Origin of the sequence: Paenibacillus sp. P22, from assembly GCF_000469945.2 — a bacterium.
GTDB lineage: Bacteria > Bacillota > Bacilli > Paenibacillales > Paenibacillaceae > Paenibacillus_O > Paenibacillus_O humicus.
The window spans coordinates 1-13,759 of record NZ_CBRA020000059.1; the positions used below are offsets into that span (position 1 = coordinate 1).

Consider the following 13,759-nt stretch of genomic DNA (forward strand, 5'->3'; position numbering starts at 1 on the left):
GCCGACCTGGGAGCCGTACGAGGGTTCCGGGGACKAATTGGAGGCGCCGATGTGACCGCACCTTTCCGGAGCGGACCATGTCCGTCGGAGCGTGCGGAGCGTTTCCGTCCAGCTCGGCGTCCGGCCGGAGCATGTACGCCTGAGCGCCGCGCTTCCGGAAGGGGAGGACAGCGGCTACACGGCCGCCGTCGTGCAGATGAAGGAGGAAACCGGAGCCGATTCCTATGTGTATTTGCTGGCCGGCGACACGAGAGTCATAGCCCGGACCGATCCTGAAAGCGCATACCAACCCGAGGAGCAGGCTGCCTTCGGCTTCCAGATGGACAAGATTCACCTGTTCGACGAGAGCAGCGGAGTATCGCTGAGGAGAGAGCAGGCATGACGGGAAGCGGCCAAAGATCCTTCCTCCCGAAACGAAGCCGGCAGCCTCTACTCCGGGCGGGCAAGCTCGGCCTGAGGCTGCTGCTCATCGCCGCTGTTGCAAGCGGTATCATCTGGTGGTCTTCCGGCAAAGAAGCGGCGACGTTCTCCCAGACGGTCAGCGCCTCGCAGCTGCTGGGGAATTCTCCGCAGCCCGATGCCGAAGGGAAGCTTCCCTATGCCAGGCTGATGCTCCAGCATCCCGAGGCGGAGGCGGAAGCGGCCTCCTCGCCGACCATCTCGATCGATCCGCTCCAGTACACGGAATCGGCTCCGGAGGCGAAGCTGGCGGAGACGGATGGTCCCGACGGTCCCGCGCTGAGCTGGAACAGCGACTCCGGCTGGGTGGAATGGTCGTTCGAAGCTCCGCGCGCAGGCTGGTACGAGCTGCATCTGGACTACAAGCCGCTGCCCGGCGGCCGCACATCCGTCATCCGGGGCGTGCAGCTCGACGGCGCCTACCCGTTCGCCGAGTCGGAGACGATCGAGCTGCAGCGGCTGTGGAAGGATGCCAAGTACCCGTATGAACGCAACGAGCTCGGCATGCAGGTGCGCCCCCGGCAGACGGAGATATCGGAATGGTCCGTCAAGGCGGCGAGCGACTTCTCGGCCTCGTCCAGGCCGCTGCTGTACCGGCTGGAGCAGGGCGGCCACACGCTGAGGCTGGTCGGAGAGCGGGAGCCGGTCGCGCTTAAGAAGCTTTCTTTCGAGCCGCAGCGCGTCCTTCCCGCCTACGAGGAGTATGTCTCCTCGCAGCCGGCGGATCAGGCCGGGAATCAGCCGGCGTGGTACGAAATCACGGAAGCCGAGGCGTTCGACCGCAAGTCGAGCATCTCCATCCAGACGGACCACTGGGCCGAGCCGAACATATCGCCCGATCCCAAAGGGCATCTCACCTACAACGTGCTCGGGGGCAACCGCTGGCGGCTGCCGGGAGAATGGGTGGAATGGAGGACGGAGGTTCCGGAGGACGGCTGGTACGTCCTGGATCTGAAGAACTTCCAGAACTACCGCGCCGGCTTCAAGGCCTACCGCACGATCCAGATCGACGGCGAGGTTCCGTTCCGCGAATGGCTGCATTACGGGCTCGGCTACCACAAGGAATTCGAGATCGCCCCGGCGGCGGACGGCGAGGGCAATCCCTACCGGATCTACTTGAAGAAAGGCGGGCACAAAATCACGATGACGGCGGATTCGTCGCCTCTCCAGCCGGTGTCGCTCGCGCTCAAGGAGACGCTCGGCCAGATTTCGGACTTCGACCGGCATATCCGGCTGATTACGGGCAACTACAGCAAAAACGCCTCGGATGCGAACATCGACTCCCAGCGCACCTGGGAGATGAAGAAATACGATCCCGACGCCGGAGCGAAGGTGCAGGCGATCGTCGCCAGGCTGAACGTCATCCGCGACTATGTGAACGGCCTGAACGGCCGCGATTCCGACCTGTCTCAGGCGATCAAGTCCTCCGTCAGCATGCTGCAGGCCATGCTGGACGATGTGGACGAAATTCCGAGCAAGGTCAACGACTTCTCCACGATCCAGGCCAGCATCGGGACCTGGATGTCGACGCTGACCCAGCAGCCGCTCATGCTCGATTACTTCGTCCTGCGCACGCCGGACAGCGATCCCGGCCTGAAGACCGCCTCGGTGCTCTCCCGCGTGCCGTATGCGCTCGGCGACTTCGGACGCTCGTTCACGATGGATTACGAGCTGGGCGGCAAGACCGAGCAAGGAGCGCTGACGATCTGGGTGCAGCGGGGACGCGACTACGTCGATCTGCTCCGCGAGATGGTCGATCAGGACTTCACTCCGAAGACAGGCATCGCGGTGAACATCAACCTGATGCCGAACCCGAACATGCTCATCCTCGGCAACGCGGCCGGCGAGGTGCCGGATGTCGCGCTCGGGCTCGGGGGAAGCGACGCCGGCCGACTACGCGATGCGGAATGCGGCCCAGGACCTGTCCGGATATCCCGGCTTCGGCGACGTCATGAAGCGGTTCATCCCGGGAGCGGCCCGGGCGCTCAGCTATGACGGCGGCACTTACGGCCTGCCGGAGGTGCAGAACTTCCAGCTGCTCTTCTACCGCACGGACATTCTGGACCGTCTCGGGCTGAAGGCTCCCGACACCTGGGAGGATGTGTTCGACATGCTGCCGACGCTGCAGGAGAACGGCATGACGATGAACGTGCCCAAGGGCGACTTCGCGACCTTTTTCCTGGAGAACGGGGCGGATCCTTATTCGGCCGACGGCCTCAAGGCCAATCTCGGCAGCCCGCAGGGACAGCAGGCGTTCAAGCAGTGGACGGAAATGTTCACGAAGTACAACCTGCCGATCGATATTCCGGCGTTCTTCCAGCATTTCCGCGACGGGGACATCCCGATCGGCATCGCCGACTTCAACACCTACGTGCAGCTGCTCGTCGCCGCGCCGGAGATTACCGGCCACTGGGCGACCGCTCCGCTGCCGGGCATCCGGCAAGCGGACGGGGAGGTCGCCCGCTGGTCGCCGCAAGGGCTGTCGACGGCGATGATCATGAAGAAGAGCGGCCGGAAGGACGCCGCCTGGGAATTCCTGAAGTGGTGGACCTCGGACGAGGTGCAGGCGCAGTACGCGAGCGACATGGAATCGTTCTACGGCTTGGAATACCGGTGGAACACCGCGAACGTCGAGGCGATGAAATCGCTCAGCTGGCCGGGCGCCGACCTCATGGCGATCCGCGAGCAGTCCCGCTGGGCGAAAAACATGCCGAACGTGCCCGGCTACTACTTCCTGGGACGGGAGATGGAGTTCGCCTGGAACCGGACGGTATTCGACGGCATCCCGGCCAAGGAATCGCTGGAGCAGGCGCAGCTCTCGCTGCAGCGGGAAATGAACCGCAGGCAGAAGGACTTCGGCATCGCGGGCGGCAGCCTCGGCGTGCCGCAGATCGGCAAGCCTTACGACTGGGGAGGGACGGACAAATGAATACCGGCACCGAGCCGACTCCCGCAATCGCCATCGGCAGCGGACGCAAGCCCTCGCCGGCGCTGCCGAAGCTGAGGCGCTTCGCAAGCGACCTGCGCAGGGACGCCTTCTGTTATGTGTTCCTCGCTCCGTTCCTGATCTGCTTCCTCGTCTTCATCGTCGTTCCCGTCGCCATGGCGGCGACGCTCGGCTTCACGTCCTACGACGGCTTCGGCAAGCTGCATTTCATCGGCTTCGACAACTACATCGCGCTGTTCACGCAGGATATCGTCTTCCTGACCAAGGCGCTGCCCAATACGTTTCTGTTCGCGCTCATCGTCGGTCCGGGCGGGTACGTCCTGTCGTTCCTGTTCGCCTGGCTGATCCACCAGCTGCCGCTCAAGGTGCGCGACTACTACACGCTCGTCTTCTATGCTCCGTCGATGGCGGGGGCCGTGGCGCTGTCCGTCGTCTGGATCGCCGCCTTCAGCGGGGACCGCGTCGGCTACGTCAACAACTTCCTGCTGTCGATGGGCTGGATCGACGGGCCGATCGTCTGGCTCCAGGATCCGAAGTCGCTCATGAAGATCATGATCCTCGTCTCGCTCTGGATGAGCTTCAGCGTCGGCTTCCTCGCGATGCTCGCCGGCCTGCAGACGGTCAACCGGGAGCTGTACGAGGCCGGCCGCATCGACGGCATCTCCAGCCGGCTGCAGGAGGTGTTCTACATCACCGTCCCGTCGATGAAGCCGCAGATGCTGTTCAGCGCCGTCATGACGATCGTGTCCACGCTCAAGGCGGGCAGCATCTCGACGCAGCTGACGGGCATGGCGGTGACGCCGCAGTACGCGGGGCATCTCATCATCAACCATATCGACGACTACGCCTTCATCCGCTTCGAGCTCGGCTACGCCTCGGCGCTGTCGGTCATCCTGCTGCTGCTCAGCTACTTCGTCATGAGATTCGCCTATCGCCTGTTCAACTCGAAGGAGGAGCTGTGAGCCATGATCGCCAGACTCCGAAGAATCCGCTCGGCATCGCCTTTCCAGGCCGTCCTGATCGGCGGCTTCACCGCGCTCGCGGCGTTCATGTCGCTGCCGATCATCTTCATCTTCAGCCATGCGTTCAAGCCGCAGAACGAGCTGTTCCTGTTCCCGCCGCGCTTCTTCGTCCTGCATCCGACGCTGCGCAACTTCGAGTCGCTGTTCCTGCACGCCTCGAACGCGACCGTTCCGTTCACGCGCTATCTGTTCAACAGCATCGTCGTGCTCGGCCTGACGCTGGCGAGCGTCATCATCGTCAGCACGATGGCCGCTTATGTGCTGGCCAAGTACCGGTTCCACTTCAAGGCGCTCATTCTCTCGATGATCACCCTGTCGCTCATGTTCGCGCCGGAGACAGTCTCCATCCCGAGGTATCTGATGGTCAGCGGCATCGGCCTGAACAACACGTATTTCGGCCATGTGCTGCCGTCGCTCGCCTCGCCCGTCGCCGTGTTCATGCTCGTCGGCTTCGTCTCGCAGATTCCGAACGATCTCATCGAGGCGGCCAAGATCGACGGAGCGGGCCATGTCGGCATCTTTGCCCGCATCGTGCTGCCGCTGTCGGCTCCCGCCATCGCGACGATCTCGATCCTGACGTTCCAGACGGTATGGGGCGACGTCGAGACGTCGACCCTGTTCATGCAGAAGGAAGCGATGCGCACGTTGGCGTTCTACGTCAACAGCCTGCTCAGCGGCCTGCAGAACAACGTCGCGGGCCAGAACATGGCCGCTGCGGCCGGACTGCTCATCTTCATCCCGAACCTGATCATATTCCTGCTGTTCCAGCGCAAGGTGCTCGAAAGCATGGTCCATTCCGGGATCAAGTGATTCCATCAGCAAAGGAAGTCGGACAATGAAGAAATGGATCGCTCTACTGCTCGTCGCGGCGCTGGCCTGGATCGCCGCGCCGGAGCCCGCTTCCGCCGGGCTTCCGTATCGAACGTTCTATTACGACAGCAACCAGTCGGACTGGTTCCGCATCCAGCCGATCTATACGCCGGCGGGCGCATACAACGCGGACTTCCAGGAGCCCGCGGATCTGCAGGCGGGGCCGGACGGCAGCATTTACGTGGCCGACAAGAAGCTGGACCGGATCGTCGTGCTGCGCAAGGACGGCTCCCTCGACCGCCGGATCGGCGAGGAGGAGGGACCCGGCAGCCTCAGCTCGCCGGAGGGGGTGTTCGCGGCGCCGGACGGCAGCGTCTACGTCGCGGATTCCGGCAACCAGCGGATCGCCGTATTCGGTACGGACGGCAAGTTCCGCAGGGAATACAAGAAGCCGGACTCGCCGCTGCTCGGGACGGAGCATTTCGTTCCGGTGAAGCTCGCCGTCGACCGGCGCGGCGTCATGTACATCGCGCTGAACTCCTCCTATCAGGGCCTCGTCCGGCTGAGTCCGGACGGCGAGTTCATGGGGTATTTCGGAGCGAACAAAGCCGATACGTCGATGCTGAATTGGCTCAAGAAGCTGATCCTGAACAAGGAGCAGCTGTCCAAGGAGAAGGCGGCGCTGCCCAAGCCGATCGCCAACGTCGCGATCGACGGGGACGGCTTCATCTATACCGCGACGGCGGGGGGAGAGGGCAAGGGGGCGGTCCGCAAGCTCAACGCGGGCGGGGTGGACGCCTTCAAGAACAAAACGCTCGTGAACGGAAACGGCATCGTGGATGCGGCTCTCGACGACGAAGGCTTTCTCTACGACGTCGATGCGGATTCCGGCTTCATCACCTTGTACGACCGCAGCGCGGAAGCGCTGTTCGCCTTCGGAGCCGTGGACAAGGAAACGCAGCAGTACGGCATTGTCGGCTACCCGACCGCCATCGGCGTCGATTCGGAGCATGCGGTCTGGGTGGCGGACAGCGCGACCAAGACGGTGCATAAGTTCGTCCGCACCGAGTTCGGCCGGGAGGCGCTGAAGGCGATGGCGCTCTACGCCGACGGCAGGTACGAGGAGAGCAAGCCCTACTGGGACGCGGTCTACGCCCGCAACGATATGTTCAACGCGACCTTCCAGGGTCTCGGCAAGGTGTACCTGCATGAAGGGGACAACAGGCGCGCGCTCTCGTTCATGCGGACGGCGTTCGACACGGACGGGTATTCCAAGGCGTTCTGGCAGATCCGGCTCGACTGGCTGCAGAACCGCTTTGTCCTGCTCTTCGCCGGCATCGCCGCCCTCCTTCTCCTGCTCCGCTGCGGGAGAAAGGGGATCAAGCGCCTGCTGCGGCGGCATCCGCTGCCGGAGAAGTGGAGCCGTCCGCTCGGACATCTGCGCCATTTCGGCTCTGTCATGATCCATCCGTACGAAGGCTTCTACCGGCTCAAGGAAACCCGGATTCCGGCGTGGATCACGCTGACGCTGCTGGCCGCCGTCCTCGCGGTGAAGCTGGCCCGGATCTACTGGACCGGCTTCCTGTTCCATCCGGTCGATCTGGCCGACGTCAATCTGCCGAGCGAGCTTGGCTTGTTCATCCTTCCGTGGGCCACCTGGATCATCGCCAATTACCTCGTCTGCAGCGTGAGGGACGGGGAGGGCCGGTTCCGGGAAGTGGTCCAGGGCAGCACGTACGCGCTGGCGCCTTATCTGTTCCTGTCCATCCCGATCCTCATCCTCTCCAATATCGTGACGCTGGACGAGAAGGTGCTGGTCGCTTCCCTGACGACGGTGACGGCGATCTGGCTGGGCGTCCTGTTCATCGTCATGACCCAGGTCATCCACAACTTCGACTTCGTGGAGACGATCAAGAATTCGGCGGTGACGGTGTTCGCGATCGGCACGATCTGGCTGTTCGGCTTCATCATCTTCGGCTTGTCCTACAACCTGCTGGACTTCTTCCAAGAGCTGTATAAAGAGGTGAACTTCCATCCGTAACTTTCAGAATCGAATCTCTCTTCGAACGAAGCTGCTCGCCGCTGCCGTCTTCCTCGCCGCCGTCGCCATCGCGGCGGTGCTGCTGGGACGGGAAGGCGCGACAGCGGCCGAGACGCTCGCCCGCCTCGGCATCGACGCGGCGCCGCCGGCATCTGCCGCCGTGGCGCAGGGCGAGCTTTGGCAGCCGGTCCCGGAAGCGGACGGCTACGCGCTTGCTGCCCAGACGGACGCCTACGGGCTGTATGTCCGTCCGGACAACGGCGGCATCGCCGTGCTTGACCGCAGATCGGGCTACCGCTGGACGAGCAGCCCGACCAGGGAGGAGCTCGCCAAGGAGAAGGTCAAGGGCCTGCTGCTCTCCAACCTGCAGTCGGCGTTCGTGCTGACCTACGTCCGAAGCAAGGGGGCGGACCAGACGATCCGGGAATCGGTCAACAGCCTCAGTCCCGGCGTCAGGACCACTATCGTGAAGGACGGAGATGGAATCCAGGCCAGCTATTCCTTTCCGGACAAAAAGCTCGGCGTGACGATCCGCTACTCCCTGACGGAGGCGGGGCTGAAGGTCTCCGTTCCCGCGGCGGGCATCGTCGAAGACGGCGATTATGCCGCCTTCTCGCTTGATCTGCTGCCGTATTTCGGCGCCGCCGCCGCTTCGGACGACGGGTATCTGTTCGTGCCGGACGGTCCCGGCGGGCTGATCCGCTTCAATGCTCCGCGTGCCGGCATCTCCAAGGGTTATCTGCATGAAGTGTACGGAGCCGAATTGACCAACTCCGCCAATTGGACGCGCGACGCCGGGATGAGGGAGGACATCGCCTACCCCGTGTTCGGGCTCAAGAAGGGAGATCAGGCCTTCGTGGCGGTGCTGGCCAAAGGCGAGGGAGCGGCGCAGATCGCGGCGATGCCGCCGGGCATCAAGTCCTCTCTCTACAACGTCTACTCCAGCCAGATGTACCGGGAGGAATATCTGTACCGGATGAGCCGGCTGGCCGCGCCGACGAAAGCCGTCCAGAAGCAGCGGCTCGACTTCGACCGGGAGGTGGAGTACCGCTTCCTGAGCGGGGAGAAGGCGGATTATTCCGGCATGGCGGAATCGTACCGCGACTTTCTCATCGCCGCGGGATCGCTGGGCGAGCCGCTGCAGCCCGCCGAGCATGTGCCTCTGTATCTCAAGATCATGGGAGGCAATTACGAGAAAGCGTTCGGAAGGGTGCGCTACGTCGCCGCCACGACGTTCGCCCAGGCGGGAGAGATGATGCGGAGCCTACGGAGCAAAGGCGTCGCCGCTTCCAAGGTGGCCTTTTACGGCTGGCAGAACATGGGCGACTACGACATGGAGAAACGGTTCCCGATCGAATCCGCTCTGGGAGGAGAATCCGCCGCCAAGGCGTTCATCGGCGAGATGAAGGCAGCCGGAACGGACGTCAGCTTCTACGAGGACTTCCTCTGGGTCGACGGCCATTCCTCGGCATCCGGCAAGAGCGGCGCCGTGCGCGCGATCGACGGGACGGCCTTCATCGACGAGGGCTGGTTCATGGCGAAGCCGTCCTTCACCGCCGCGAGCGCGGCGGCGGCCGTGGACCGGCTCAAGAAGCTGGGCGTATCCGGCATTCTGTACAGCGGACTCGGCGATACGACGTTCAACGACTATGAGCCTCCGGCATTTTGTCCCGGGGATATACGAGCAGGGTGTACGCCGGCTTGCTGTCGTACACCCGCAAGGAGCTCGGCTCGGCGGGCGTATTCCGCGGCAACGCCTATACGCTGAGCCAGGCGGACTACATCAGCTCGCTGCCTTCGGAATCGAGCTACGATTTCCTGATCGACGAGACCGTACCGTTCTATCCGATGGTGCTGCACGGGTATGTGCCCTATACGTTCGGGGAAGGCAATCTGCGCGACGACGAGCGGAAGGAATTCCTGCGGGCGATCGAATACGGCGCTATGCCGTCCTTCATGGTGACCCATGACGACTCGCGCAAGCTCAAGGAGTCGGCCTCCAATTTCCTGTACAGCAGCCGCTTCGACAAGTGGGAAGGCCGCATCGTCGAGGAATACGGACAGTTCGATTCGCTCGCGGGCTTGTTCGCCCGGAGGATAACGGCCCATGAGAAGCTGTCGGCCGACCGGTACGCGACGACTTACGAGGACGGGACCCGGGTGATCGTCGATTACGCGGCAGGAAGCTTCTCGGTCGAGAAAGGAGGCGGAGCATGAGCCGCCCTGCGCCATACAGACGAAAAGCGATGGAGCATCACGCCAAGCGGTACGGGATCGGCATGCTGTTCATGCTTCCCTGGATGATCGGTTTCTCCGCCTTCGTCGCGGTGCCGGTCGGCTGGTCGATGTTCATGTCGCTGCACAAAGTCGCCGTCGTGCCGGGCGGCTTCAAGTACGACTGGATCGGCCTGCAGAACTATCGGGACGCGTTCCTGAAGGACAATGTATTTCCGATCGAGCTCATCACCTACTTCCAGCAGATGCTGCTGATGGTTCCCGTCATCGTCATCTTCGCGCTGCTCATCTCGCTGCTGCTCAACCAGAAGTTCCCCGGCCGGTTCGTCTATCGGGCGCTGTTCTTCCTGCCGGTCATCTTCGCGACGGGCCAGGTGCTCTCGGAGCTGTTCTCCCAAGGGGCGGGGGACATCCCGTTCCTCGACCAGTACAATCTGGAGCCGCTGGTGCGCCAGTATGTCGGCGGGGAGCTGGCCAAGACGGTCATGGAGGTGCTCGGGCGCATCGTGCTCATCCTGTGGTACTCGGGCGTCCAGATCCTCATCTTCATCGCCGGCTTCCAGACGGTCTCCCCGTCCATCTACGAGGCGGTCCGCATCGACGGCGCCTCTCCGTGGGACAGCTTCTGGAAGATCACGCTGCCGGCCAGCATGCCGTTCGTCAGCCTCAACATGCTGTATACGATCATCGACCTGTTCACATTTCCGCTGAACCCGGTGCTGAAGCATATCCGGGACAACATGTTCAAGGTGGACACGGGATACGGCTACGCGAGCGCGCTGGCCTGGATTTATTTCGCCTTTATATTCGCGCTGATCGCCATCGTGACGGGACTGTTCAGCCGCAGCATGAGCAAGAGGAGGGGAAGGGCATGAGCGCCAGCATATGGCTGCAAAAGGCGGGCAAGCAGGCAAAAGGGCTGCTTTGGGGGCGGCGCGTCCAGAAAGCCAAGATGATCGTGCTCGGGCGCACCCTGTCGGACGGCCTGCTGGCCAAGCTGGCCATCTACGCGCTGCTCTCCATCGTGGCGTACCTGTATTTGCAGCCGCTGCTGTACATGGTCAGCACGATGCTCAAGGATATGAGCGACCTGCTCGATCCGACTGTCAAATGGATACCGCGAGCCGTCACCTGGGAGAACCTGTCCAAGGCGTTCAAAGGGCTTCAATACCCCGTAGCGCTGCGGAATACGGCGCTGATCGCCCTGAGCTGCTCGCTCGCCCAGGTGCTCGTCTGCGCCATGACGGGGTACGCGCTGGCGAGGCTCGCCGTGCCGTTCAAGGGGCTGATCACGGCGAAGTATCTGTCCGAATACAAGCAGAAGTAGCATTCACCTATCGGTATTGAAGGGGGTACCAGCCTTGGCTCACGCACATCCGGTCAAGCGCCATACCGGTCTCATGGACTGGCTGACGACTGTCGACCACAAAAAAATCGGCATTCTGTATTTGATTGCCGGCGGATTCTTCTTCCTGATCGGCGGCCTCGAGGCGCTGCTGATCCGGGTTCAGCTCTGGAAGCACCGTCGAAGGCGTGCTGGAGCATTCCGGCGAGCTGAAGGGCAAGCTCAAGGAGCGGGTGGAAGAGAATCGGGAAGCCGCGCTCATGAGCAAGCAGCTGGCGACGATCTTCCGGGAGGGTTCCTCTCGAGGAAGGAACGGCGGAGTTTTCWKATTGAACGTTTGTAATCCTTGATCGGTATACACCGATACGCTGGCCCCGTTGATCGCCGTGAGGATGCCGCCGGTTTCGCCCGGGTAAGCGACAGGAGCGACCTGCTGCGCCCTGCTGAACAGCGTGGCCGCCTGCGCCCGGTTGACGCTGCCGCCGGCTGGAACTGCGTCGGCGTGACGCCCGTGACCATGCCGAGCGAGCCTGCTGCATTGATGTAGCCGACATAACCGGCGCCGATCGAAGCTCCGTCCTGGAAAGCGGATGCTCGGGAAGCAAGCTCCTGCGCCAGGCTTGTCTTGCCTGCGGCCCTCACGATCAGCTTCGTCAGCCACTCGCGCGATGCGGGAGAGCTTCCCCATTCGCCTTTGGCGGATTCCGCCGTTTTGAACTCCGCCGTTTCCTCAAGCAGGCCGAGCTTGATGGCCAGCGCTATGTAAGGCTTATAGTAATTGTTCACCTTGAACGATTCCGGGAAGATGACCGCCTGCTGCAGGTCGGCTTCCTTTTCCTTGCCCATGAACCGCAGAGCCATCACGACCGCTTCTTGGCGGCTTACGTTGGCTGCAGGTCTGAAATTGCCGTTTTCTCCCACGATGATTCCCTGCAGGGCAAGCTTGACGATGCTCTTTTCCGCCCAATGGCCTGGTTTGACATCGGCAAAAAACGATGATTGCGCGGTTGCAGATACTGCCGTCCCCCCTGAAGCAGAAGAAGCCGCTGCAGCTGCAGCGGCCGGTCCTCCTGCCAGGAGGGAGAGGGCGATCATGCCCGTAGCGATATGATAGGATGGCGAACGATGCATTTCCCGTCTCTCCCTTAGCATCAAGTATGGATGATCGATTATGGATTGCTTTTCTTCATCGGATGTTCAAGCTCCATATGCCCCATGAGCGTTTCGGCAGCCTTGCCGTCCACCAGAAGATCGAAGGTTTGAACCTCATCGAACTGGAATACGGTTTTGCGGATCGCCTCAAGCGCGAATTCCTCGCCGGCTCCTCCGAGACGCGACTCGTCCGGAATGTGGATATCGGCGGTTGCCGCACCTTCTTTGAGCGTCACCTTTTTGAACTGAACTCCCTTCCACAGGGAGATCGTTCCTTCGCGGTCGTCTCCGGCCAGCGCTTCCAGAGCGGCTTCAAGCTTCTCCTCGGCGCTGCCGTAGCTGATCTCGGCCTTGACGGCCTTCAGCTCCAGCAGCTGATCGTCGGTCTGATAGACCGAGATTTCCTTCTTCACCTTGTCGGACTCCTTGACGGAACCCTTGCCGCCTGCTGCGCTCGAGCCCACGCCGCTGCCCTCGGCAGCTGCCGGCGATGGAGCAGGGGCTGCGGATGGCGATGGAGAGACCACAGCCGGCTCGGATGCTCCCGCATTGCCGGAAGCTCCAGCGGCCGGGCCGGCCGTTTCCCTTGCTCCGCAAGCCGACAGGCTCAGAGCGATCGCGGCGGCGGTCAAGAGCACCGCTGTCTTGTTCATGCGTCGATTCATAGGCGCTCAAGCCTCCTCAGCTCAATTTCAAATATTCCTTGATGCCGTCTACCAAAGCTTGTGCAATCTCGTTCTGCTTCTGCTCGTTGAACAGAATCGCTTCATCCTTCGAATTCGTCAGGAATCCGGATTCCGTCAGGATGGCGGGCATGGTCGTCTTCTTGATGACGACGAATCCGGCTGTCTGGACCTTGCGGTCCGGCAGTCCCGTAGCTGCCAGAAGATGTTTATGGACGATGTCGGCGAACGTCTTGCTGTCCGCCCGGTTGTAGTAGGTTTCGGTGCCGGAGGCTGAAGACCCCGGCAGGGCATTCGCGTGAATGGAGATGAACAGGTCGGCGTTCAGCCTGTTGGCGATTGCGGCCCTCTCGTCCAGCGCGATGAACGTATCGTCCGAGCGGGTCAGGATCGGCTGGATGCGAGGCTCGGCCTTCAGCAGGGCATTCACTTTGAGAGCGATGGCCAGGTTGAAGGATTTCTCGGTCTTCTTGCTGATTCCGATCGCTCCCGGATCATGGGCTCCGTGGCCCGCGTCGACGACAACTTTGAAAATCTTGTCCCCCGAAGGAGTCGTCGGCGTCGTCGGCACAGGTTCAAGCGCGCCGAGCAGGCTCAGCTGAATCGTGCCCTCGCCTTTGGTTACCGCATACTCGGCAGCAGCCTGAAGATCCCAGACCACCCGCACAGTGGAAGGCTTGTCCGAGTAATAGGAATAGCGGACCTTCGTCAGCAGCTGGCTGTCGACGACCACTTCCCCCATTTTGGCGCTCGTCGCCGTGAAGCCGTTGGCGAAGTCGGCCGCGAACGACGCTGCCGGAATATCCATGACGATCCGGTCCGGTCCCGTCATGAGGAACGGCTGCGCATCGCCGACCGTTCCTGTGTAGGCGATCGTCGTCGTTCCGATTCCGTCGTACTTGATCGACGTGACCAGTCCCGTTGCGTCGGCCGGCGCGGTAGAGCCGCCGCTGCCCGGCGTCGGAGTCGGTGTCGGAGTCTCGCTTCCCGTCCCTCCGCTGCCTGGCGTCGACGTTGGGATCAGCGTTGCGAAGCGCCTGGGCCTGGTCACTCATTCGGCTGCCC

General features: G+C 62.5%; 13 protein-coding genes. 10 read left to right on the forward strand and 3 right to left on the reverse strand.

What is annotated here, in order from left to right; genetic code table 11:
- The first annotated feature begins 91 nt into the window (after positions 1 to 91).
- The 10 genes from BN871_RS09855 (at position 92) to BN871_RS09900 (ending at position 10,841) form a co-directional block, all read left to right on the forward strand.
- Entirely contained in the window at positions 92 to 382 is a 291-nt protein-coding gene (locus BN871_RS09855; protein WP_048745700.1) for a TOBE domain-containing protein, read from the forward strand.
- A complete protein-coding gene (locus BN871_RS28960; RefSeq protein WP_048745702.1) occupies positions 379 to 2,454 on the forward strand; it encodes a hypothetical protein in 2,076 nt (691 codons plus the stop codon). The genes BN871_RS09855 and BN871_RS28960 overlap by 4 nt, the downstream gene beginning before the upstream one ends.
- Positions 2,360 to 3,388 carry an extracellular solute-binding protein gene (locus tag BN871_RS09865; RefSeq protein ID WP_332310207.1) on the forward strand — a complete coding sequence of 343 codons (1,029 nt, stop codon included), beginning with the start codon at positions 2,360 to 2,362 and terminating at the stop codon, positions 3,386 to 3,388. The genes BN871_RS28960 and BN871_RS09865 overlap by 95 nt, the downstream gene beginning before the upstream one ends.
- Positions 3,385 to 4,368: a carbohydrate ABC transporter permease gene (locus tag BN871_RS09870; RefSeq protein ID WP_083436357.1), complete on the forward strand. Its 984-nt coding sequence runs from the start codon at positions 3,385 to 3,387 to the stop codon at positions 4,366 to 4,368. Before BN871_RS09865 ends, BN871_RS09870 begins: the two co-directional genes overlap by 4 nt.
- A gap of 3 nt (positions 4,369 to 4,371) precedes the next feature.
- On the forward strand, positions 4,372 to 5,238 hold the full coding sequence (locus BN871_RS09875; protein ID WP_021881982.1) for a carbohydrate ABC transporter permease: 867 nt from the start codon (positions 4,372 to 4,374) through the stop codon (positions 5,236 to 5,238).
- Between the two features lie 25 nt (positions 5,239 to 5,263).
- Positions 5,264 to 7,279, forward strand: a complete 2,016-nt coding sequence (locus BN871_RS09880; protein ID WP_048745707.1) for a YIP1 family protein — start codon at positions 5,264 to 5,266, stop codon at positions 7,277 to 7,279.
- Positions 7,280 to 7,355: 76 nt separating this feature from the next.
- The gene (locus tag BN871_RS29620; RefSeq protein ID WP_048745709.1) at positions 7,356 to 9,047 is read left to right on the forward strand and encodes a DUF5696 domain-containing protein; all 1,692 of its coding nucleotides are present in this window, start codon (positions 7,356 to 7,358) and stop codon (positions 9,045 to 9,047) included.
- A complete protein-coding gene (locus BN871_RS29625; protein ID WP_048745711.1) occupies positions 8,981 to 9,496 on the forward strand; it encodes a DUF5696 domain-containing protein in 516 nt (171 codons plus the stop codon). Before BN871_RS29620 ends, BN871_RS29625 begins: the two co-directional genes overlap by 67 nt.
- Positions 9,493 to 10,389, forward strand: coding sequence for a carbohydrate ABC transporter permease (locus BN871_RS09895; RefSeq protein ID WP_021882131.1), 897 nt, complete (start codon positions 9,493 to 9,495; stop codon positions 10,387 to 10,389). Before BN871_RS29625 ends, BN871_RS09895 begins: the two co-directional genes overlap by 4 nt.
- Complete coding sequence (locus BN871_RS09900; RefSeq protein ID WP_053086965.1) at positions 10,386 to 10,841, forward strand: carbohydrate ABC transporter permease; 456 nt, start codon at positions 10,386 to 10,388, stop codon at positions 10,839 to 10,841. The genes BN871_RS09895 and BN871_RS09900 overlap by 4 nt, the downstream gene beginning before the upstream one ends.
- A gap of 276 nt (positions 10,842 to 11,117) precedes the next feature.
- On the opposite strand, the gene BN871_RS09910 is transcribed toward BN871_RS09900, so the two are convergent.
- From BN871_RS09910 to BN871_RS09920, 3 genes are read right to left on the reverse strand one after another with little or no spacing between them, the layout of a single operon-like run.
- Positions 11,118 to 12,011, reverse strand: coding sequence for an S-layer homology domain-containing protein (locus tag BN871_RS09910; protein ID WP_083436359.1), 894 nt, complete (start codon positions 12,009 to 12,011; stop codon positions 11,118 to 11,120).
- A 17-nt stretch (positions 12,012 to 12,028) separates the two neighbouring features.
- Positions 12,029 to 12,676, reverse strand: coding sequence for a GerMN domain-containing protein (locus BN871_RS26170; RefSeq protein ID WP_021879358.1), 648 nt, complete (start codon positions 12,674 to 12,676; stop codon positions 12,029 to 12,031).
- Positions 12,677 to 12,692: 16 nt separating this feature from the next.
- A complete protein-coding gene (locus BN871_RS09920; protein ID WP_053086966.1) occupies positions 12,693 to 13,745 on the reverse strand; it encodes an N-acetylmuramoyl-L-alanine amidase in 1,053 nt (350 codons plus the stop codon).
- Positions 13,746 to 13,759 lie beyond the last annotated feature (14 nt).

Excerpts from the sequence above, each read along its gene's own strand:
- BN871_RS28960 (WP_048745702.1), top strand. The coding sequence starts at position 379 with ATGACGGGAAGCGGCCAAAGATCCTTCCTCCCGAAACGAAGCCGGCAG.
- BN871_RS09865 (WP_332310207.1), top strand. The coding sequence starts at position 2,360 with ATGCGGAATGCGGCCCAGGACCTGTCCGGATATCCCGGCTTCGGCGAC.
- BN871_RS09870 (WP_083436357.1), top strand. The coding sequence starts at position 3,385 with ATGAATACCGGCACCGAGCCGACTCCCGCAATCGCCATCGGCAGCGGA.
- BN871_RS09875 (WP_021881982.1), top strand. The coding sequence starts at position 4,372 with ATGATCGCCAGACTCCGAAGAATCCGCTCGGCATCGCCTTTCCAGGCC.
- BN871_RS09880 (WP_048745707.1), top strand. The coding sequence starts at position 5,264 with ATGAAGAAATGGATCGCTCTACTGCTCGTCGCGGCGCTGGCCTGGATC.
- BN871_RS09895 (WP_021882131.1), top strand. The coding sequence starts at position 9,493 with ATGAGCCGCCCTGCGCCATACAGACGAAAAGCGATGGAGCATCACGCC.
- BN871_RS09900 (WP_053086965.1), top strand. The coding sequence starts at position 10,386 with ATGAGCGCCAGCATATGGCTGCAAAAGGCGGGCAAGCAGGCAAAAGGG.
- BN871_RS26170 (WP_021879358.1), bottom strand. The coding sequence starts at position 12,676 with ATGAATCGACGCATGAACAAGACAGCGGTGCTCTTGACCGCCGCCGCG.